This window comes from Amycolatopsis sp. NPDC003731 (assembly GCF_053586895.1).
Genome location: NZ_JBSFNC010000056.1, coordinates 1 through 20,665 on the forward strand (window position 1 = coordinate 1; position 20,665 = coordinate 20,665).

19 protein-coding genes and 1 rRNA gene are annotated in these 20,665 nt (G+C 72.5%); 10 read left to right on the forward strand and 10 right to left on the reverse strand.

What is annotated here, in order from left to right; genetic code table 11:
• Positions 1-92 (forward strand): 5S ribosomal RNA (rrf, locus tag ACWDN5_RS23435); the annotation flags it as partial.
• 55 nt (positions 93-147) lie between these two features.
• Here the strand turns inward: rrf and cobF are convergent.
• Positions 148-915 carry a precorrin-6A synthase (deacetylating) gene (cobF, locus tag ACWDN5_RS23440; RefSeq protein WP_206795102.1) on the reverse strand — a complete coding sequence of 256 codons (768 nt, stop codon included), beginning with the start codon at positions 913-915 and terminating at the stop codon, positions 148-150.
• A 78-nt stretch (positions 916-993) separates the two neighbouring features.
• Between cobF and ACWDN5_RS23445 the strand changes: the two genes are divergently transcribed.
• Genes ACWDN5_RS23445 through ACWDN5_RS23455 form a run of 3 tightly spaced genes read left to right on the forward strand, consistent with a single transcriptional unit; the run spans position 994 to position 3,607 of the window.
• On the forward strand, positions 994-1,200 hold the full coding sequence (locus ACWDN5_RS23445) for a heavy-metal-associated domain-containing protein (RefSeq protein WP_191307862.1): 207 nt from the start codon (positions 994-996) through the stop codon (positions 1,198-1,200).
• Positions 1,197-3,269: a heavy metal translocating P-type ATPase gene (locus ACWDN5_RS23450; protein ID WP_449677786.1), complete on the forward strand. Its 2,073-nt coding sequence runs from the start codon at positions 1,197-1,199 to the stop codon at positions 3,267-3,269. The genes ACWDN5_RS23445 and ACWDN5_RS23450 overlap by 4 nt, the downstream gene beginning before the upstream one ends.
• A 56-nt stretch (positions 3,270-3,325) precedes the next feature.
• On the forward strand, positions 3,326-3,607 hold the full coding sequence (locus tag ACWDN5_RS23455) for a metal-sensitive transcriptional regulator (protein WP_086678475.1): 282 nt from the start codon (positions 3,326-3,328) through the stop codon (positions 3,605-3,607).
• On the opposite strand, the gene ACWDN5_RS23460 is transcribed toward ACWDN5_RS23455, so the two are convergent.
• The 3 genes from ACWDN5_RS23460 to ACWDN5_RS23470 all read right to left on the reverse strand — a co-directional run bounded on the left by ACWDN5_RS23460 (position 3,604) and on the right by ACWDN5_RS23470 (position 6,174).
• Complete coding sequence (locus ACWDN5_RS23460) at positions 3,604-4,254, reverse strand: CPBP family intramembrane glutamic endopeptidase (protein WP_449677809.1); 651 nt, start codon at positions 4,252-4,254, stop codon at positions 3,604-3,606. The genes ACWDN5_RS23455 and ACWDN5_RS23460 overlap by 4 nt on opposite strands.
• Positions 4,255-4,398: 144 nt before the next feature.
• The gene (locus tag ACWDN5_RS23465; protein ID WP_449677787.1) at positions 4,399-5,334 is read right to left on the reverse strand and encodes a M protein; all 936 of its coding nucleotides are present in this window, start codon (positions 5,332-5,334) and stop codon (positions 4,399-4,401) included.
• A gap of 120 nt (positions 5,335-5,454) precedes the next feature.
• Positions 5,455-6,174 (reverse strand): MgtC/SapB family protein, encoded by a 720-nt coding sequence (locus ACWDN5_RS23470; protein ID WP_310972048.1) that lies wholly within the window; start codon positions 6,172-6,174, stop codon positions 5,455-5,457.
• Between the two features lie 109 nt (positions 6,175-6,283).
• Between ACWDN5_RS23470 and ACWDN5_RS23475 the strand changes: the two genes are divergently transcribed.
• The gene (locus tag ACWDN5_RS23475; protein WP_310972050.1) at positions 6,284-6,952 is read left to right on the forward strand and encodes a maleylpyruvate isomerase family mycothiol-dependent enzyme; all 669 of its coding nucleotides are present in this window, start codon (positions 6,284-6,286) and stop codon (positions 6,950-6,952) included.
• 14 nt (positions 6,953-6,966) lie between these two features.
• Here ACWDN5_RS23475 and ACWDN5_RS23480 read toward each other — a convergent pair whose 3' ends face one another.
• From ACWDN5_RS23480 to ACWDN5_RS23490, 3 genes are all read right to left on the reverse strand, one after another.
• Positions 6,967-8,301, reverse strand: a complete 1,335-nt coding sequence (locus ACWDN5_RS23480) for a copper resistance CopC/CopD family protein (RefSeq protein WP_449677788.1) — start codon at positions 8,299-8,301, stop codon at positions 6,967-6,969.
• Positions 8,298-8,870 carry a hypothetical protein gene (locus ACWDN5_RS23485; protein ID WP_310972054.1) on the reverse strand — a complete coding sequence of 191 codons (573 nt, stop codon included), beginning with the start codon at positions 8,868-8,870 and terminating at the stop codon, positions 8,298-8,300. The genes ACWDN5_RS23480 and ACWDN5_RS23485 overlap by 4 nt, the downstream gene beginning before the upstream one ends.
• A gap of 120 nt (positions 8,871-8,990) precedes the next feature.
• Positions 8,991-9,680 carry a winged helix-turn-helix transcriptional regulator gene (locus ACWDN5_RS23490; protein ID WP_310972055.1) on the reverse strand — a complete coding sequence of 230 codons (690 nt, stop codon included), beginning with the start codon at positions 9,678-9,680 and terminating at the stop codon, positions 8,991-8,993.
• Between the two features lie 220 nt (positions 9,681-9,900).
• On the opposite strand from ACWDN5_RS23490, the gene ACWDN5_RS23495 reads away from it, so the two are divergent.
• The 3 genes from ACWDN5_RS23495 to ACWDN5_RS23505 all read left to right on the forward strand — a co-directional run bounded on the left by ACWDN5_RS23495 (position 9,901) and on the right by ACWDN5_RS23505 (position 15,018).
• On the forward strand, positions 9,901-12,198 hold the full coding sequence (locus ACWDN5_RS23495) for a TOMM precursor leader peptide-binding protein (protein ID WP_449677789.1): 2,298 nt from the start codon (positions 9,901-9,903) through the stop codon (positions 12,196-12,198).
• 51 nt (positions 12,199-12,249) lie between these two features.
• Complete coding sequence (locus tag ACWDN5_RS23500; RefSeq protein WP_310972057.1) at positions 12,250-13,680, forward strand: SagB/ThcOx family dehydrogenase; 1,431 nt, start codon at positions 12,250-12,252, stop codon at positions 13,678-13,680.
• Between the two features lie 108 nt (positions 13,681-13,788).
• Positions 13,789-15,018, forward strand: coding sequence for a sensor histidine kinase (locus ACWDN5_RS23505; protein ID WP_449677790.1), 1,230 nt, complete (start codon positions 13,789-13,791; stop codon positions 15,016-15,018).
• A gap of 19 nt (positions 15,019-15,037) precedes the next feature.
• Here ACWDN5_RS23505 and ACWDN5_RS23510 read toward each other — a convergent pair whose 3' ends face one another.
• Complete coding sequence (locus tag ACWDN5_RS23510; RefSeq protein WP_310972060.1) at positions 15,038-15,643, reverse strand: response regulator transcription factor; 606 nt, start codon at positions 15,641-15,643, stop codon at positions 15,038-15,040.
• 176 nt (positions 15,644-15,819) lie between these two features.
• Positions 15,820-16,566, reverse strand: a complete 747-nt coding sequence (locus ACWDN5_RS23515; protein WP_449677791.1) for a helix-turn-helix domain-containing protein — start codon at positions 16,564-16,566, stop codon at positions 15,820-15,822.
• Between the two features lie 456 nt (positions 16,567-17,022).
• Here ACWDN5_RS23515 and ACWDN5_RS23520 point away from each other — a divergent pair, with 456 nt between their 5' ends.
• A complete protein-coding gene (locus tag ACWDN5_RS23520; RefSeq protein ID WP_310972063.1) occupies positions 17,023-17,220 on the forward strand; it encodes a hypothetical protein in 198 nt (65 codons plus the stop codon).
• 307 nt (positions 17,221-17,527) lie between these two features.
• On the forward strand, positions 17,528-18,133 hold the full coding sequence (locus ACWDN5_RS23525) for a response regulator transcription factor (protein WP_310972064.1): 606 nt from the start codon (positions 17,528-17,530) through the stop codon (positions 18,131-18,133).
• A 27-nt stretch (positions 18,134-18,160) separates the two neighbouring features.
• On the opposite strand, the gene ACWDN5_RS23530 is transcribed toward ACWDN5_RS23525, so the two are convergent.
• Entirely contained in the window at positions 18,161-20,518 is a 2,358-nt protein-coding gene (locus ACWDN5_RS23530) for a sensor histidine kinase (protein ID WP_449677792.1), read from the reverse strand.
• Positions 20,519-20,665 lie beyond the last annotated feature (147 nt).

The following is a 20,665-nucleotide window of genomic DNA, read 5'->3' on the forward strand; positions in this document are numbered from 1 at the left end:
CGCCCGGTCCCATTCCGAACCCGGAAGCTAAGCCTGACAGCGCCGATGGTACTGCAACCGAAGGGTTGTGGGAGAGTAGGACACCGCCGAACTTACTTGGACGGAAGGCCCCGGTCGAGAACCCCACGGTTCTCCCGGGGCCTTCCGCTATTCCCGGGCCGGCCGCCGGAGCAGGTACGTGTCCATGATCCAGCCGCGCCGCTCCCGCGCCTCCGCCCGCACCTCACGGATGTGCGCCGCCAGCGCCGGGGTGAGCGGACCGGACAGCAGGATCTCGTCCGGCGTGCCGATGTAAGCGCCCCAGAAGATGTGCAGGCCCTCCGACGTGAAGCGGTCGAACGTCGTGTGGGCGTCCAGCAGCACGAACACGTCGTCGACGCCCTCCGGCCAGCCCGTCGCCAATCGGCGGCCGGTCGTCAGCTGGACCGCGCGGCCGATCTGGTTCATCGTCGTCCGGTGCCGGGCCACCAGCGCCGAGATGCTGCTGATGCCCGGGACGACCTCGTACTCGAACTCCACGTTCCCCCGGGCCAGCACCGCCTCGATCAGCGCGATCGTGCTGTCGTACAGCGACGGGTCGCCCCACACCAGGAAGGCGCCGGATTCGGCGGGCCCCAGTTCCGAGCGGATCAGGTCCTCGTACACGGCCGCGCGGGCCGCGTGCCAGTCGGCGACCGCGGCCCGGTAGTCCGCCGGGGTCCGGTCGCGGGGCGGGTCCTCCGCCAGCACCACGCGGTAGCCCGGGCGCGTCACGAACCGGTCGAGGATCTCCTGCCGCAACCGGACCAGGTCGCTCTTCTCCGCCCCCTTGTCGAGCACGAAGAACACGTCGACGCGGTTGAGCCGGTCGATGGCCTGCACCGTCAGGTGCTCCGGGTCGCCGGCGCCGATCCCGATCGCGTAGATCTTCCGCATGCCGGGAGTGTGCCGGGGGCGATCGGTGAACCCCTACCCCCGATGGGTATAAAGGAAGAAGAGCGAAAGGAGCGGGAGATGGCCGAAGCGACCTACACCGTCGAGGGCATGACCTGCGGGCACTGCGCCACCTCGGTCCGCGAGGAGGTCTCCGAGATCGACGGCGTCCAAAGCGTGGACGTCGACGTCGAGAGCGGCCGCGTGACCGTGACCAGCGACGCGCCGCTGACCACCGACGCGGTCGCCGCCGCCGTCACCGAGGCCGGCTACCGCCTGGTCGCGTGAACTCCACCGAGGTGTCGGCCGCGACCCGCGTCGAGCTCGCCATCGGCGGGATGACGTGCGCGTCCTGCGCGGCTCGCGTCGAGCGGAAGCTCAACAAGGTCGACGGCGTGACCGCGACGGTCAACTACGCCACCGAGAAAGCCCGGGTCAGCTACCCGAGCGGGCTGTCAGTCGACGACCTCAAGGCCGTCGTCGAAGCCGCCGGCTACTCGGCACGGCTGCCCGAGCCCGAGGCGCCGGATGACCCACGCGAGCTGCGCAAACGTTTGCTGGTGTCCGCCTCGCTCACTGTCCCGCTGGTCGTCGTCGCGATGGTCCCCGCCTGGCAGTCCGCGGCCTGGCCGTGGGTGTCGCTCGTCCTCGCCGCCCCGGTCGTGACCTGGGGCGCGTGGCCGTTCCATCGCGCCGCCGGGGTCAACCTGCGGCACGCCACCGCCACGATGGACACGCTGATCTCACTCGGCGTCGTCGCTTCCGTGGCCTGGTCGCTGTACGCGCTCCTTCTCGGCGACGGCCACCACCACCTGTACTTCGAGGTGGCCGCCGCGGTCACCACGTTCATCCTGGCCGGCCGCCACTTCGAGACGCGGTCGAAGCGCCGGGCCGGCGCCGCCCTCCGCGCCCTCATGGACCTCGGGGCGAAGGACGTCACCGTGCTCCTCGACGGCGAAGAGCACCTCGTCCCGATCAAGGACTTGCAGGTCGGTGCCGTCTTCGTGGCCCGGCCCGGCGAGAAGATCGCCACCGACGGCGTGGTCACCGAAGGCGGGTCGGCGGTCGACACCAGCATGCTGACCGGCGAGTCGGTCCCGGTCGAGGTCGGTCCGGGCGACGCGGTCACCGGTGCCACCGTCAACGTCGGCGGGCGGCTGCTCGTGCGCGCAACGCGCGTCGGCGCGGACACCCGGCTGGCGCAGATGGCGCGGCTCGTCGAGTCGGCGCAAAACGGCAAGGCCGAGGTCCAGCGCCTGGCCGATCGGGTCTCGGCGGTGTTCGTCCCGGCGGTCGTCTTCGCCGCGCTGGCGACCCTCGTCGGCTGGCTGGCGACCGGCGGCTCGGCGGACGCGGCGTTCACCGCGGCCGTGGCCGTGCTGATCATCGCCTGCCCGTGCGCGCTCGGCCTCGCGACGCCGACGGCACTGCTCGTGGGCACCGGCCGCGGTGCGCAGCTGGGCATCCTGATCAAAGGGCCCGAGGTGCTCGAGTCGACCCGGCGCGTCGACACCGTCGTGCTCGACAAGACCGGCACCGTCACCACCGGCCGGATGACGCTCGTCGAGGGCGACGGCGAGGTGCTCCGGCTCGCGGGCGCCGTCGAGGCCGCTTCCGAACACCCGATCGGCCGCGCCATCGCCGACGCCGCCCGCGAGCGCTTCGGCGCATTGCCCGCCGTCACCGAATTCCGCAGCACGCCGGGTGTCGGCGTGGCCGGGGTGGTCGAAGGACGCGTCGTCAGCGTCGGGCGGGCGCCGAGTGGCGGCGTGACCACGGTCGGGGTGACCTGGGACGGCGAGCTGCACGGGACGCTGGCCGTCGCCGACACGATCAAGCCGACGTCCGCGCGGGCCGTCGCCGAGTTGCGGCAACTCGGCCTGGAGCCGATCCTGCTGACCGGTGACAACGCGGGCGTGGCGCGGGCGATCGCCGCCGAAGCCGGGATCGGCGAGATCGTCGCCGAGGTGCTGCCCGAGGGCAAGGTCGACGTCGTCAAGCGGCTGCAGGCGGAGGGCCGCGTGGTGGCGATGGTCGGTGACGGCGTCAACGACGCGGCCGCGCTCGCGCAGGCCGACCTGGGCCTGGCGATGGGCACGGGCACCGACGCGGCCATCGAAGCCGGCGACCTGACGCTGGTGCGAGGAGACCTGCGGGCCGCGGCCGACGCGATCCGGCTGGCCCGCCGCACCCTCGCCACGATCAAGGGGAACCTGTTCTGGGCGTTCGCCTACAACGTGGCGGCGCTGCCGCTCGCGGCGCTCGGCCTGCTCGACCCGATGATCGCGGGGGCGGCGATGGCCTGCTCGTCGGCCTTCGTGGTGAGCAACAGCCTGCGGTTGCGCCGGTTCCGCTGACACCCCGGGAGGGTATAGTCGGGGTGAGGAAGGCCGACGACGGGGACAGGTGGGCGATGACGGGTTACGGCACCGAGCGGGAAGCCTATCTGAAGCGCCTGCGCCGGATCGAGGGTCAGATCCGCGGGCTGCAGCGCATGGTCGAGCAGGACAAGTACTGCATCGACATCCTGACCCAGGTCTCCGCGGCGACGAAGGCGCTCCAGTCGTTCTCGCTCGAACTGCTCGACGAGCACCTGGCCACCTGCGTCGTCCAGGCGGCCGCGGCGGGCGGCGAGGAAGCCGATCTGAAGGTCCGGGAAGCTTCGGACGCCATCGCGCGGCTGGTGCGGTCCTAGCGGACCAGCACGGCCAGAGTGAGGCCGCCCGCGTTCGTCGTGAAGTGCACGATCACCGACGCGAGCACGCCCCGGCCGAGGTGGCGCCACCAGTGCAGGAAGATCCCGGCGACGCCCGCCGCGGCCATCGCCAGCACCTGCAGCACCACCACCGGCGTCGAGCCGAACACGGCGTGCACGGCGGCGTTGCGGCCGATGGCGAGGGCCGGCAGCGCGTGCCAGAGCCCGAACAGCGCGGCCGAGCACAGGATCGGCGGCCAGCGCCACCGGTCGTCGTCCGCGCCGAACAGACCGGGCAGCACACCGCGGAACGCGACCTCCTCGATCAGGACCGTGCCGAACAGAATCCGGCCGCAGGTCAGCCACAGCAGCTGCGCGAAATCGGGGTCGCCGACGCGGCCGTCCTGGTAGACCGTGCGCAGCGACGGCACGGCCAGCGCGATCCCGAAGACGCCCGCCACCGAAGCCGCGCCGGCCAGGCCGGCGAGCGCGGGACGCCGGAGCCGGCTCAGCCCCAGGTCCGGCCACGAGCAGCCGGCCGCCCGGCCCAGCGCGACCAGCACGAGCGCCGCCACCAGCCCGCACACCGGGTACGCCCAGCCGGGCAGCACGCGGTTGGCCAGCGTGGTCGACGCGGCGAGCGTCATGACCGCGGCGACCAGCGCGAACACCCGCCGCGGGGGGAACGGCGCGGCTTCGGTCAAGGACCGGCTCCCGCGGTCCCGGTGAAGCCACCGTGGGGACTGCCGGCCGTCACGACGTCCTGACCTGCGCCGATGCCGCGGCGCAGGTCAACCTACCGCGTCGGTGAGGTCGTCCGCCGGTGACCGGCGCTGGATCGGCACTCTTTTCGACATCGGCAGGGTGGCTTCCGGGTCGAACGACGCGGGACGGTCGTCGAGGGCGACGGCCGCGTCGGCCAGCAGCGCCCGGCAGCCCGTCAGGCTCGCCTTGAGCTCGTCGCGGACCTCCGCGAGGGCCGTGACCTCGCGTTGCGCCGCCTCGACCAGGGATTCGCCGTGCTTGGTCGCGTCGGTGACCAGCTTCTCGGCCTTCTCCCGGGCCGCGGCCAGCTCGGTTTCCGCGGTCGTGACCAGGGTTTCGCCGTGTTGCCGCGCTTGGGCGACCAGCTGGTCGGCCTTCGCTCGGGCGGCCGCAGACTGCTCTGCCAGCTCGCGCATCGCGTCGGCGCGGCGCACGGTCATCGCGCGGGTGTGGTCCTCTTCCAGCTGGGCACGGCGGTGTGCCGCGGCCTCGTCGAGTTCCTTGCGACGCTGCTCGGCCGCGCGCAGGAGTTCCTCGTGCTCGGCGCGCTGCCGCTCGCGTTCGGCCTCCGCCTCGGCGACCAGCCGGCGTTCCTTCTCCGTGAGCCGGACGGCCTCCGCCTCGGCCTCCCGGCGGATCCGCTCCGCGGTTTCCGTTGCCGCCGCGGTGATTTCGACCGCTTCCTCGCGGGTCAGCTCGATCATCCGGCGGGAGCGCTCCTGCAGGGCGTCCGCGGGGATCGGGGTCATGCTGATCCGGTCGATCTTGACACGCAGCTCGTGGTTCTCCTCGGCGAGCGCGGTCCCGCGGCGCCGCGCGGAGTCCCGCTCCGCGGTGAGTCTGCGGATCTCGGCCTCGGCCCACGCGACGTACTCCGCGACCTGGGCCCGGTGAAAACCGCGCCACGCCAGGTCGAATCCGGGCTGCGTGTTCGCCACGTCCTCGCCGCCGCCGGGGGCCATGCCTCACCTCCGAATTGGATGGTTTCTCCTGGGCCGCACGTTTTCCTTGCGGCACCGGGGATTTCCGTGTGCACCCCAGTGTGCCGCAAACCCGCCTCCGCGCGCTGCCCGGGCGGCCGATCATTCGTCGAGCGGTTCTCCGAGCCCGGTGGACGTGCTCCGGACGGCGGGCAGCTCGGCCAGTTCGGCGGCCAGGTCGTAGAGATCACCGCGGCCGTCCAGGCGCAGCGTCACGACCGCGATCCGTTGCCCCTCTTCGGAAACGGATTCGTGGTCGACCTCGACGTGGTGCACCGCCCACCCGCGCCCGGTGCACACGGCCAGCGCCGCGCGCAGCACGCCGTGGCCGTCGAGGTAGCTCAGCCGGACCACCGGTGGTTCCCGGCGGTGCCGGGCCACGAACCGCTGCAGCGGCGGGAAGCCCCGGGTCACCACGAAATGCCCGATCGTCGTGCCGGCCGCGAGCACCGGCAGCCCGGCCCCGCACGCCGTGCCGACCGCGGCGGTCAGCCAGATCGTCGCCGCCGTGGTCAGCCCGCGCACCGCGTCCCGGCGGACGAAGATCAGCCCGCCGCCGATGAAGCCGATGCCGGAAACGATCTGGGCGGCGATCCGCGACGGGTCGAGCGAGACGTGCTCGAAGCCGAGCAGATCGGCGAAGCCGTACTTCGACACCAGCATGAACACGGCCGAGCCGACGCCGACCAGGCTGTGCGTCCGCAGCCCGGCGGCCTTCATGCCGGCCTCGCGTTCGAGCCCGATGGCGACGCTCAGCACGAGTGCGAGCAGGACCGGCGGGAGCAGGCTCCACTGCGCCGGCGTGGACCACAGGGTGGGCAAGTTCGTGACCTCCAGGGTTTCCGGTGGCCGGCAAGCGGGGAGAACCGCGGCGCCGTCACCTGGGCATACTGGGCCGGACGCCCCCGATCGTGCCAGGCGAGGAGGACTCGTGACAGCGAGCCTGCCGGTTCCGGACTTCGTGGCCTACCGCGCCGTGCGCCGCGGCGTCCGCGACCTGCTCGGGGGACGGCCCGGCGCGGGGTTCCACCGGGTCCCGGCGTGTCCGGAGTGGACTGTCACGGACCTGCTCGGCCATCTCACGGCGATCGCCGGGCGGGTCCTGGCGCGCCACGGCGGCGGCCCGGTGTCGCCGGCCGGGGCCGTGGCGGTGCCGGAGCTGCTCGACCACTGGGACGACGTCGGCGAGGAGCTCGACCGGCGGCTCGAGGACGCGGGCGGGCGCAGTGGCGCGGTGATGGTGATGGACGCCTACACCCACGAGCTGGACCTGTGCGCGGCCCTCGGCGTCGCGCCGCCGGAGGACCACGCGGCCGAGGCGCCGAGCTTCGAAGTGCTGGTCAGCGGACTGTCCGGCTCGATCACGGCACGCCGGTTGCCGTCGCTGCGGCTGCGCACGACGTCGGGTGCGGAGTGGACGGCAGGTGCCGGCCGTCCGGCGGCGACGGTGACCGCGCCCACCCACGACCTCTACCGCTCCCTGGCCGGACGACGGTCCCTTGCCCAGCTCGCGGCCCTGGCCTGGAGCACGGCGCCCGAGCCGTGGCTGCCCGCGTTCGGCTGGGGGCCGTTCGCGCCGCCCGCCCAGCCGGGCGTCTGACGGGCGGCCGGGGCTCAGCCGGACGGCGGGGTGACCGTCAGGAGGGCGGCCAGGGCCAGCACCACGACGCTGAGCAGCACCTCCACCACCACTGCCTGGCGCAGGCGGCGCAGGTCCGCCGTCACCGTCTTCGTCGCGCCTTCCGGCGGTGCCGCCGGGGTCAGGCTCCGGCGCACCGCCCGGCGGGAGCGGCTCGCCACCGCCAGCAGCACCGCGAAGCCCGCGATCTTCAGCAGGACCAGCAGGCCGAACCGGGTCGTCCAGAGGGACGACAGCGACGGCATGATGCGCAGCGCCAGCACGGCGCCGCTGAGCGCGACGGCCGTCACCGCTCCGCCCGCGATGCGGGAAAAGCGCGTCGCCACGGGAACCAGGTCCTCGTCGGCTGCCGGGCGGTGGAGGCACAGGGCCAGCTGGGCCAGGCCGCCCGCCCAGACGGCGATCGCGCCGAAGTGCACCAGGTCCGCCGAGACCGAGACGAACATGATCGGGTCGGTGACCGGGTGGCCGGTGGCCGAGAACGTCAGCAGCACGAGGAAGCCGGTCACCACGGCCAGGTTCTCGTAGCGGGAGCGCAGCCGTTCCGGCAGGTCCGGCCGCAGCAGCCGGGGCAGCAGCAGCGCCAGCACGGCCACCGCGGCCAGCCGGAGCAGCAGCAGCTTCCCGTAGGCGACGCGCAGGGTGTCCGCCAGAAGCCGGGTGTCGAACACCGCTTCGAGGTTCCGCCCGGTCGCGTACGGGCCCTGCAGCACGAACGCCGCGACGGTCGTCGCCGCGACGAGGCCGGCGCCCCAGCGCAGCAGCCGCCGGGCACGGGGGTCGGCGCGGGCCGCCGGACGGCACAGCACCACGAACGCCAGCCCGCCGAGCAGCACGACTCCGAGGTAGGCCAGCCAGCGCACGCCCGTCGACACGGCGTCGACGGCCGCGTCGGTGCCGGTCGCCGCCGACACCGCGCCGGCCGACGTCACCAGCGGCCCGGTGCCCACCACGAACGCGAAGGTGCCGCGCACCGGGTGGGAGTCGGCCGAGACGAAGGCGTATTCGACCAGATAGCTGCCGTCCGGCAGGCCCGGCTTCAGCCGCACCGCGAGCTGCTCGGCGACGTCGCCGGGCTGGAACACCGGCCCGGTGTCGGCCCGCGTGCCCGCGAGGTCGACGACCTTGATCGACCCGGGCTGGATCCCGACGTTCTCCGAAAGGGTGACCGACACCAGGGGCGGCGCCGCGCTCAGGCGGGCGCCGTCCCCCGGGGCCGACGAGACGATCTCGACGTGGGCCGAAGCCGGAACGGCGCCGAGCACGAGCCAGCCGGTGAGGAAGGCCAGCAGGGCCAGCGCTCGCTTCACGACGCGGCGAGGGCGGCCTTCGGCAGCCCGCAGACGCAGCCGCTCAGCTCGTGCTCGGCGACCGAGGCACGCCGGTGCAGGACGACCGCGACGATCATCGGGATGGTGACGATCGTGTTGTAGAACAGGTGCAGCTCCACCCGCGGCACGAGCAGCTGGATGATGCTCGTGGGCACCTTCTGCCCGGCCAGCCGCCAGCCCGACTGCGCCTGGATGAACAGCAGCAGGTGCTCGATGTGGTGCCAGAACTGGATGGCGAGCGCGAGGTTCCACCACTGCCGCGACCGGCCGGCGAAGCCGTACCGCAGGATCCACAGGAACACCAGCATCACGAGCGCGTAGCCGTAGTGCAGCCATTCCTGCGAAATGAGCCACGGGAACGGCATCCCGAGCACTCCCCGCGCCCGCGAGGTGGGCCACCCGAACCCGTAGATCTGCACGGCTTGGACGATGTGCTCGGCCCAGTGGGCCACCACGATCACCATGAACACGGCGAGGGCTCGGTTGTGGTACTTCCCGTTGAGCGTCCCCAGGAAGCCGGCCGGCCGAACGAACTCGGAGGTCGACATGCAAGTGCCCCTTCTCGAAGGACCGAATCTCGGCTTTCCGACGATAAGCCTCCCGGCGGCCCGCTCCGTTACTCCGGATTGCCCATTTCGCGGGGTCGGCCGGCCGCACCCCGGGGCGGCTCAGTGCAGGGTGAGGCCGTCGGAGAGCTCCGGCTTCGGGGGGATCCGGAACAGCTTGGTGAACAGCTCCAGGTGCGCGAACGCGCCTTCGATCTTCACCCGGCCGGACGCCATCGCCTCGGCCGCGGTCAAGTCGCCGTTGAACAGGTCGATCAGCACCGGCCCCTGCGGCTCGATGACGATGTCCGCCGAGGGGTGGTCGCCGCTGCTCACCTTCAGCGTTCCGTCGTCGATCATGGCGTGGACGATCAGCGAGCCGCTGTGGCGCACCACGTACGTCACGTGCACGCCGCGTGCGGCTTCCTCCTGGAACGTCGTGTAGAGCGAGAGGATGGCGGCGTCGGTGGTGAAGACGTCGTCGCCCTTCGGGTGGCCGAGCGAGCGCGCGCCCCACAGCCCGAGGTCCAGCAGGATGTGGTCCAGTTCGCTGCCGTACTCGGTGAGCTCGTAGACCAGGCCGGCGTCGAGCTGCGGCAGGACGCGGCGGCGGACGACGCCGGCCTGCTCCAGCTCGTTGAGCCGGGACGACAGGATGCTCGCCGGGATGCGGGGCAGGCCTCGCTGCAGGTCCGTGAAGCGCTTCGGGCCGAGGATCAGGTCGCGGATGACGAGCATGGACCACCGCTCGCCGATGATTTCGAGAGCACGCGCCAGTCCGCAGAACTGTCCGTAGGTGCGTGTGGTCGTCATACTCGGTCCTCACTGTGGGTCGCATCGGACGCTCGGGATCCAGGTTGACGACCCGCTCGGCCGCCGGGCCAGTGCGGTGTGCACGCCTTCGCTGTGGATTTCACGGGAGGTGCCGTGTGTTTCGCATCCCGGGCAGGTGTACTGCGCACTGGCCGCAGGTCCGGCCGCCGGAGAAGAATCCGGTTTCTCGGATTGTGCGCACCGGCGGCAGGGAGTTGAAATGAGCGGATCGGCCGTGCACCCCGCCTTCCACCCGTCGACGTCGCACGCGCGCGGCCGCGTGCTCGGCTTCAAACGGCACCTGCGCGCCGAGGTCAGCAACGGCAACGGCGCGTACCTGTTCTCCGAACGCGGGGTCATCGCGATGCGGGGCGCCCGCATCGAATCGCTCGCGCCGCTGCTGGACGGGACGTGGGAACTGGCCGACGTGCTCGGTGCGCGGCCGGACGGGATGGCGCCCGAGGAGGTCGCGGCGCTGGTGGCCCAGCTCGTCGAGGCGGGCCTGGTGGCCGTGCGCGAGGCGGCCGGGCCCGGGGCCGACGAACGGGAGCTCGCCTACTGGGACGCGTGCGGCATCGACGCCGGCGAGGTCGCGGCCGGCGACACCCGCGGCAGCATCCGGCTGATCGCGGTCGGCGAGGACGTCGACACTCGGCCGGTCGAGCAGGCGCTGGCGGGCGCGGCCCTCGACGTCGTCGGCGGGACCGGCGAGCCCGACCTGAGCGTGGTCCTGTGCACCGACTACCTCGACCCGCGGCTGGGCGAGGTCGACGCCGAGCACCGCCGCACCGGACGGCCGTGGCTGCTGGCGCGCCCGTTCGGCGCCCAGGTCTGGATCGGGCCGGTGCTGCGGCCGCACGAGTCGGCGTGCTGGATGTGCCTGACCAACCGGCTGTGGGCCCACCGGCACGCCGAAGCGTGCGCCCAGGAGGTCCTCGGTCACGTCGGCCCCGCGCGCCACCCCGCCGCCGCGCTGCCGCCGCTCACCGCGGCGGCGGCCCACCTGGTGGCGCTGGAGGCCAGCAAGTGGCTGGCCGGCTACCGCCACCGCGGCCAGGAGAGCGTCTGGGTGCTCGACACCCTCAGCCTGCAGGGCGAGCTGCACCAGCTGCGCCGCCGCCCGCAGTGCCCCGGCTGCGGGGACGCCACGCTCGTGACCCAGCGGTCCGCCCGGCCGATCGAGCTGCGGGAGGCCCGGAAGGCCACCTCGACCGGCGGGGGGCACCGCACCGCGACGCCGGCCCAGATGCTCGAGCGGTACCGGCACCTCGTCAGCCCGGTCACCGGGATCGTGAAGGCGGTCCGGCCCGACCCGGCGGCGCCGCCGTTCGTCAACGCCTACCGGTCGGGGACGAACGTCGCCCGCGCCCTCACCGGCGTCGTCGGGCTGCAGGCCGGGCTGCGCGGGGAGAACGGCGGCAAGGGCGTCAGTCCCCTCGACGCCGAGGTCGGCGCGCTCTGCGAAGCGGCGGAGCGCTTCTCCGGCAACTTCCAGGGTGACGAACTGCGGATCCGGGCCTCGTTCGACGACCTCGGCGCGGAGGCGGTCCACCCCAACGACTGCATGCTGTTCGCCGAGCGGCAGTACCGGGAGCGCGCGGCCGGCAACGCGGCGCACGGACTGTTCCAGCACGTCGGCGCGCCCTTCGACACCTCGGACGTGATCGACTGGACCCCGGTGTGGACGCTGGCGGGCCGGCGCCGCCTCCTGCCGACCGGGTTCCTGTACTACGGCGCGCCCACCGGCTGCGGGATCCGCGGCCTGCGCCCGGACTCCAACGGCGCGGCGGCCGGCAGCAGCCTCGAGGACGCCGTCCTGCAAGGCACCCTGGAGCTCGTCGAACGGGACGCCGTCGCGTTGTGGTGGTACAACCGGACGCCGGTGCCGGGGGTGGATCTCGCGTCCTTCGGCGACCCGTGGCTGGAGGAGATGATCGGCGGCTACGCGGGCATCGGCCGCGAGCTGTGGGCGCTCGACGTGACGTCGGACCTCGGCGTCCCGGTGGTCGTGGCGCTCTCGCGGCGCACCGACGGGCCGCACGAGCACGTCATCTTCGGCTTCGGGGCCCACCTCGACCCGCGGATCGCCCTCCGCCGCGCGGTCACCGAGCTGAACCAGATGATCCCCGACGTGCTCCAGTTCGGACACGAGCTCGACGACCCGGACGCGGCCCGCTGGCTCCGGTACGCGACGGTCGCCAACCAGCCGTACCTCCGGCCCGCCGCGGGCGTGCGGATGCGCGTCCCGGCGGACTTCCGGTTCGTCCACCGCCCGGACGTGCGCGACGACGTGGTGGCGCTGGGCCGGACGCTGGCGGCGGCCGGCACGGAACTGCTCGTGCTCGACCAGACCCGGCCCGACGTGGGGATCCCGGTGGTCAAGGTGCTCGCGCCGGGGCTGCGGCCGTTCTGGGCCCGCTACGCGCCCGGCCGACTGTTCGACGTTCCGGTGCGGCTGGGCAGGCTCGCCGAGCCGACGCCGTACGAGCGGCTCAACCCGTTCCCCATCTTCCTCTAGCACCCTGGAGTGTCCCGGAAGAGCACTTCACCCCTCGCGTAGGAGCACCCGTTGACCCCCGACAGCCCGGAGGGACGCGCCGAAACGATCCGGTTGCTGTCCCTGACCGAGGACACCCTGCTCGAAGCCGCGGACGACGGGACGCTCGTCGCCGTCACGTGGTGGGGGGAGTACGAGTTCCCCGGCACGCCCGAGGAAGTCCGCGCGTCGCTCGACCGGATGGTGCTCGGCCCGGTGACCATGGCCAACCTGGCCGTGACCGGCCAGGACGAGTCGCGGGTGTCGCTGCGGAAGGTGCTCAACCGGCTCTCCGGTTCGGTGGTGCACTCCCTCGCGCTCAACGACGGCCAGGGGCCGTTGCTGTCGGCGATCCCGGTGACGCAGAACCCCGCGTTCCCGGTCGGCCCGCTGCCGGCGGCGCGGCGCGTCCGGCTCTCGCGGTTCACCTCGCTGCGCGCCGACGGTGGCACGCTGCTCGCCGAGTCGGCGGGAGCGCGGTACAAGGTCGTCTTGTCCAGCTCGCCCGCCGTGGTGATCGCGTCGTCGCTGGCCGCGCCGAGAACGGTCGACGAGCTGGCCGGGACGGCCGGGGTGCCCTCGGCCGTCGTGGCCGACGTCCTGTCCTTCCTGGTCGCCGCCGGGGTGGTGCTGCTCGCCCGGCCCGACGGCGGGTTCGCCGAGTCCGGCGGGCCCGACCTCAGTGTCTGGTCGCCGGACGACCTGCTGTTCCACACCCGCAGCCGGACCTGGCAGAAGGGGGCGGCGCCGGATCCGGACGCGGCTCGCGAGATGCGCGAGCCGCCCGTGGTCAAGCAGGTCACCGCGGGGCCGACGTTCCCGCTGTACCGGCCGGACCCGGCCGTGCTGGCGGCCAGGGACCCGACGCTGACCAGCCTGCTCGAGCGCGACCACACCCGCCCGGAGTTCAGCGAGCGCGCCCTGCCGGCGCGGCTGATCGGCGAGTTCCTGTTCCGGGCGGCCCGGGTCCGCTCGGTCGGCCCGGCGCACCTGCCCGGCGGCCTGGCGCACGAGGCGTCGCAACGGCCGTACTTCAGCGTCGCCTGCCTGTACGAGCTCGAGATCTACGTCGGCATCAACCGCTGCGACGACCTGACCCGCGGGATCTACCACTACGACCCGCTGTGGCACACGCTCACCCTGATCAACGACGACCTCCCGGTCCTGGACGGCCTGCTGGACATGGCGATGGTCGCCGCGGGCGGCCACGCCCGGCCGTCGGTGCTGCTGACGATGACGGCCCGCATGTCGCGGATCGCCTGGGTCCTCGGCGGGGCGGCGTACGCCACGACCCTGCTCCACGTCGGGGCGCTGCAGCAGGTGTTCTCCCTCGCCGCGAAGGCCATGGGGCTGACCGCGCACGCCGTGCCCGTGGACGCCGGCGACCGCGTCGACCGGGCGCTGAAGCTGGAGTGGCCCGCCGAGGTCAGCGTCGGCGAATGTGTCCTGAACTTGCCCGGGTGAGCCCGGTGGCGGGAATGCCCGGATCGCGGTTCCGGCTGTTAGATTTGCCGGGCGGACGTCTGGGGAGGTTCCGCGAGGGGGCAACTGGGGTACTGGGGAGGCGCAGCGGTGGTTTCGGCGGCGAAACCGGCCGGTCCGGCCGGGCCCGGCAAGCGCCGGGTCCGTCGTGGCTTCGTCCCGCGGGCGGGACCCGCGCGGCCCGGGGCCGTGGACGGTCCGGCGGGCCGCCCGTTCCCGCCGCGGCCGGCCCGGTTCGCGCAAGCCGGCGGCTGCGTCGCCATCGGGCTGCTCTGTCTCCTCATCCCGCTGCAGGAGGCGGCGGACCGGGCGGTGGTCCTGGCCGCCTGCGGGTGCGGCGGGGCGCTGGTCCTGGTCCACCTGGCCGCGTTCGGGCGCAGGCGGACCCGGTTCCGTGGCACCGCGCTGGCGTTGCAGGCCGTGCTGGGCCTGGCCCCGGTGCCGGAGTTCGGCCCGGCATGGGCCGTGTTCAGCTGTTTCTTCCTGGGCAGCCTGCCGCTGGTGGCCCGGCTGCGCGTCGCCGTCCCGGTGCTGGTGCTCGTGACGGCCGGGGCCGGGGCACTGGCCGTGCGGGCCGCCGGGCCGGCGGCCGTCGCGGACGGCCTGCGAGCCGCGTTGCTCACCGCGGTGACGGCCTTCGCGGTGTTCGGGCTGGCGTGGCTCGCCGGCGCGGCCGCCCTGGACGAGGACGGCAGGCGGGAGGTCGCCGCCCAGGTGGTCGCCGAGGAACGCCGCCGGTTCTCCCGGGACACCCACGACCTGCTCGGCCTGAGCCTCTCGGCGATCACGCTCAGGGTGGAGCTGATCCGGCGCCTGGTCGACGACAGCCCGCAGGCCGCGCAGGCCGAGCTGGCCGAACTGCTCACGATCTCCCGCAAGGCGCTGGCGGACGTCCGGGCGATCGCGGCGGGGTCCCGGGAGATGTCGCTGGCGGAGGAGTGCCGGTCCGCCGCCTCGGTGCTGCGGGCGGCGGGCATCACGGTCGGCTTCGACGGGCAGCTGCCCGGCGACCTGCCGTCGCCGGTGGCGACGACCTTGGCGGCGGTCCTGCGCGAGAGCGTCACGAACGTCATCCGGCACAGCAAGGCCGTCTGGTGCGACTTCTCGGTCGTGGCGGCGGCGGGCGCGGTGCGGCTGCAGGTGGCCAACGACGGGGTCCCGCCCGCCGGCGAAGACCCGCCCGCGGGCGAGAACCGCGGCTCCGGGCTGCGGAACCTCACCTACCGCGTGGAAGCCCTCGGCGGCGAGCTGTCGGTGGGGGTGCGGCCGGACGGGACGCACCGGCTGTCCGCGGTCGTCCCGCTGCGGGCACCGGCCTGATGAACGGCGTCCGGAGCCGTTACAGCCATTCGGCTTCGGTGGCGATCCGGATCGCGTGGACCCGGTTGCGCGCGTTCAGCTTCGTCACGGACGCGGCCAGGTAGTTGCGGACCGTTCCGGGCGACAGGAACAGGTCCGCGGCGATGTCGGACACGTTGCGGCCGCGGGCCGCCAGCGAAAGGATCTCCAGCTCACGGGGGGTGAGCGGGCAGTCGTCGGCTTCCCAGGCGGACAGGGCGAGCTCGCTGTCGATGACGCGACGGCCGACGGCCACCGAGCGGACCGCGTTCGCCAGCTTGTCCGAAGGCGCGTCTTTCAGCAGGAAGCCGTTCACCTTGGCGTCCAGGGCGCGGCGGACGGTGCCCGGCCGGCCGAGGCTGGTGAGGATCAGAGTGTGGCATTCCGGCAGGCTTTCGTGGATCTCGGTGGCCGCCGTCAGACCGTCCTTCCCGGGCAGATCGATGTCGATGACGGCGACGTCCGGATGGGCCGCCTTCGCCGCGGGGAGGATCTCGTCGCCGGAATCGACTTCCGCGACCACTTCGATGTCGGATTCGAGGTTGAGCAAGGCGACAAGCGCGCCGCGGACCATATCCATGTCCTCGGCCAGCAAAACTCTGATCACGGTGTGACCTCACTTCCCCCAGCAGGACGGTCTCCCCGTGAGAATGGTACGCCACCGGATCCCGCCGGAAGGCAATTTCCGCCGCCCGGAATGCCGGCGATCGGCGCCGTCCCCACGACGCGCGATCGCCGGCCGGAAGCCCGGCGTGACCGCCTTCCCCGGTTCGGCGGACGCGTTCAGACCGCCACGGGCCGCCGGACGGCCGACGGCCGCAGGTCCGGCAGCGCCAGCAGTACCGGCGGGTCGAAGCTGTGGCGCGGCCGCAGCCGTACGTCGGCCAGCACGGCGGTGACCCCGCGGTGCACCGGCACCGGGCCGGCGAGCCCGGTGTAGGGCCGTGGCCCGCGGTCGTCGTCGTAGCCGGCGGCGAAGGCGTGGGCGATGACGTACCAGGCGCCGGGCGGCACGTCGGCCAGCGCGTACGGTCCCGGCCCGGACAGGATCGCGTACCGCGCGGGACGGCCTTCGGTGATCTTCGCCGGGAACAAGCCGACGAATACGGGGCCTGCGGTCCCGTACGGGCAGCGGATGTTCCCGCGCAGGGTGCTGCCCGAGGGGGCCTGGTCAGCGCGTTCGAGGATCCGCGGCGGCAGGCCCCTGGTCTGCCGGTAGCCGCTCGGTGACAGCCCCACGCTGCCGCTGAAGCGGGCGCTGAAGGTGCCGACGCTGTTGTAGCCGACCTGGTGGCTGATGTTGGCCACGGAGGTGCTCGTCGTCGCGAGCAGCCGTTTGGCCTCGGCCAGCCGCAGCGCGGACAGGAACCGGCCGGGGGAAAGCCCGGTCGCCCGCAGGAACACACGGGTGAAGTGGAACTTGCTGAACATGGCGGCCCGGGCGAGGTCGTCGACGGTGAGACGGTCACCCAGGTGGTCCCGCATGGTCGTGATGGCGCGCGCCATGGCCTGTCGTACAACCTCGTCCATGGTGGCCCTCCTCCCCTCGCCTGGCGTCGGTAGCCGCGTTCCCCTGTGAAACGCGTGGCCGCTGGCGGAATGCTTGTCGAAAAGAACTCTAGATCGGACGCTGTCTACTTCTTAAGTGCTCAGTGCACCGTTCCGGATGGGTTTCGCACAGGCCGGACATGCGTTTTGCATATGGTCCGCCTACCGCGGTTTCCGGCGGCCCGGACGGGTATGTCCTCCGATGGATGGCCGTGCGTTCCCGTCGCGTATCGCGATGGCGCGAGCGCGAAAAGTGATCGAAACGGCGTTATCCGGTCGCTTGCTGCCCTCTGATACTCCATTCGGCGGAAGTCGCCGCACTGCGCGGAGCAGGCATAAAACACATATGCCCGGTGATGTGGGCACTAGTTCCCGACGGTCCGCGAGCGGACTATTTATGGCACGTGAAGCCTTCTACTTCGCCACTGGGAGATCTCAATGTCCGCACGTATTTCCGCTGACGTCCGCGCGCTTTTCGTCGATCTGGGGGTCGAGGTCGAAAACGCCGATTCGATCGAGACCGGTCTCGTGATCGACTGTTTCGATCAAGGGGGGAGCCGCGTCGACTCGAGGGTGTGCTTCTCCATCTGCGGGCCGAACATCGAAGCGCTGCGCGAGGTGGAACTCGCCGCGTGAGCCGGTTCCGGCTGCCGTCCACACTGGTCCGGGCCTGAGGGAGCCGGTCTCCCGGGTGCATTCGCCCCGGAGGCCGGCTCCCTCGGCGTGCGCCTGACGTCCACTGGGGACAGTCGATCGGAAAATTTCCCACCACGCAAATTGCTTTGCTACCTCCGGTAGTCGTCCGAGCGCGTCCTGTTGTGGTCGGATCGAATTGCTTCGAGGTTTACGTGCATTCTCCGAGGTGAACCCTCTTGGCCCAACCGGGAGTCACGCGGAAATGTTTAACTGAGGCCCTGGGGAGTTGTGAAGGCGGAGGCGCCTCGTGATCAAAGTGCTCGTGGCCGAAGACATGCACATAGTCCGGAGCGCGCTCGTGGCGCTCTTGCGGCTGGAGCCCGACATCGAGGTGGTGGCCGAAGTCGCTTCCGGGACCGAGATCCTTCCCGCGGCCCGGGCCAGCGAAGCGCACGTCGCCATCATCGACATCGACCTGCCGGGCAAGGACGGCCTCACCGCGGCCGGTGAGCTGCGCGAGCAGCTGCCGCGCTGCCGCACCCTCATCCTCACCGGCCTGGGCCGTCCGGGCACGCTCCGGCGCGCGCTGGACGCGCGGGTGAGCGGGTTCCTGCTGAAGGACGCGCCGCCGGGCGAGCTGGCCCACGCGGTCCGCGGCGTCGCGGCCGGACGGCGGATGGTGGACGGCGACCTGGCCCTGGCAGCCTGGGACAGCGACGACTGCCCGCTGACCGGCCGCGAGCTCGACGTGCTGCGGCTGACCTCCCAGGGGTACGGGACGGTCGAGGTGGCGGCCCGGCTGTACCTGTCGGCGGGCACGGTGCGGAACTACCTGACGACGGTGGTGTCGAAGCTGGGGGCCCGCAACCGGGTGGACGCGATCCGGCGGGCCCAGGAGTCCGGCTGGATCTGAAGCGCCGGTCGCCCGGGAAACCGGCTCTCAGACGGGTACCACGGCGCGCAACCGGAACCGGCCGTCGTCCACCACGCCGGCGGTGAGCTCGCCGCCGAGGTCGGCCACCCGGTGGGACAGGTTGCCGATGCCGCTGCCCGACGCGGTGCCGGGCCGCGCGGCTCCGTCGTCCGCCGGATCGGCCGGGGTGACCGGGGTGACCGGGCGCGGGCCGGACCGCTCGACGCCGTCGTTGACGATCTCGAGGCTGACTCCGCCGTCGACCCGGTGCAGGGCGATCTCGCAGGTCTCCACCTGGCTGTGCCGGAGCACGTTCGTGACGCCCTCCCGCAGCACCACCGCCAGTACCGTGCGGACCGGCGCGGGCAGCTCGTCCTGGAGCATCTCCATCCGGACCTGAACGTCGGCGGCGGCGAGCACGGAGCGGGCCGAGCGGGATTCGCTGTCCAGGGACAGCTCCCGGTAGCCGCTGGCCACCGAGCGCACGTCGGAGAGAGCCTGCCTGGTCAGGCCCAGGATCTCGACCAGCTCCTCGGTCGCCCGGTCGCGGTCCAGTGGCAGCACCCTGGCCGTCAGCTCGCTCTTGAGCGCGATCGCCGAGAGGCTCATGCCGAGCAGGTCGTGCAGGTCGCGGCCGAAGCGCAGGCGCTCCTCGGCGACCGCGGTCTCGGCCAGCCGCCGCCGGCTGTGGTTGAGCTCGGCGACCAGCCGGACCAGCCACAGCATGCCGAACACGATGAGCCCGACCATCACCGTGCCGGCGGAGAACGCCACCGCGTAGAGGGCATCGTCGCCGGCCTGCCCTGCGACGTACTGGAGCCAGAGGTAGAAGCCGGCGTTCGCGGCGAAGACCAGCCAGCCGGCGACCGGGGGCAGGACCAGCAGCGCGCAGCCCATGAGCAGCGACGGCCAGCTCACCCAGTCCCCTTGCAGCGGCAGCATCGGGAGGTAGATCAGGCAGGCCTGGACGAACAGCATCGCGATGCTCTGGCCCGAGCGCAGCCGGGTGGAGGGGCGGTTGAAGTAGGCGAACTGCAGGGTCAGCAGCGCCGCCAGCGACCCGGCGACGAGCGCGATGTGCCAGCCGTTCGTGGTCAGCAGGAGCGCGTGCACGACGGCCATGAGGCCGAACAGGGTGAAGATGACCGGCAGGAGCACCCGGACCCGCCTCGACTCCGCGTCGACCGGCTGGGTGCCGTCGTCGGTGGACGGCGGCTCGACCCGGTCCGGCAGCGGCAGCTCGACGAGCAGCCGGAACCGGCCGTCCTCGCCGATACCGCTGCGCACGGTGCCGCCCAGCGCGGCCACCTCGTCCGGCAGCCGGGCGAGCAGCTCGGACTCCGTGGGCAGGTCGTCGGGGCTCACGCCGTCGTTGACGATCTCCAGCGACACCCGGCCGTCCCGCTGCTGGACCGCGATTTCGCAGTGTTCGACGTCGCTGTGGCGCAGGACGTCGGTGACGCCCTCCTGCAGCACCTTGGCGAGCAAGGTGCGCGCCTGGACCGGCAGGTCGCCCTGGTCCAGGTGGATCCGCACGGCGATGTCGGAGGCGGTCAGCAGCGACTGGGCGGTGCGGAACTCCTTCTCGAGCGACACGCGGTAGCCGTGGGACATCGCGCGGACGTCGGAGAGCGTGCGCTGCGCGATGGCGGTGATCTCGGCGAGCTCGGCCTGCGCCTGCTCGCTCGACTTGCGCATCAGGCGGTACACCAGCTCACCCTTGAGGGCGATGGCCGAGAGGCTTATGCCGAGGAGGTCGTGCAGGTCCCTGGCGAAGGCCAGGCGCTGCTCGGCGACCGCGCGGCGGGCGAGCTCCGTCCGGGCCAGGTTCAGCTCGCGGATCATCCGGGCGACCAGAGGAAGCTGGGCGAAGACCAGGCTGTAGGCGGCGACGCCGAGGACGGTGTAAACCGACTCCAGCGGAGTGTCGTAGCGCAGCTCGATCCACAGCACCGCGGCGAGGTTGAGGCCGAAGAGGGGCCACGCGAACCAGGCGGGCAGCACCAGCACCACCGCGCCGCCGAAGAAGACCGGCATCGCCGCCCACACGGCGTCGAAGGTGAGGACCGGCACGTAGCCCAGGAGGGCCAGCACGACCAGCAGGACCCGGCTGGTCCTCGTGTCGAGGCGGACCGACGGCCTGCTGAAGTGGAGCAGCTGGATGGCGAGGAGCAGCGCGACCGCGAGGATGGCGTAACCGGCCGCGACCGGGCTCACTTCCTGGGGGATGAGGCCGACGAGCAGCACGGCCCCGAAGCCGGCGACGACCACGGTGATGAGCGAGCCGGCGAGGTAGGTCGCCAGCTTGGGCCGCCGGTCGACCGCGCTCGTGCCCCAGGGCACGGAAAGGGCGCCCGAGCGGTTCGAGTCGACGACCGGAGACATGCGCAACGATCCTCCGGTGTCGTGGCGTCGCACGGAGTGGGTTCGGTGACCCGGGCTGAGCTCGGTCTGCATGCTTCCGGCCAATCCTATCTCATCCCGTCGGCTCGTATGACCAATTCGGCCCGAAGCAGGCCGCCCCTGTACTGC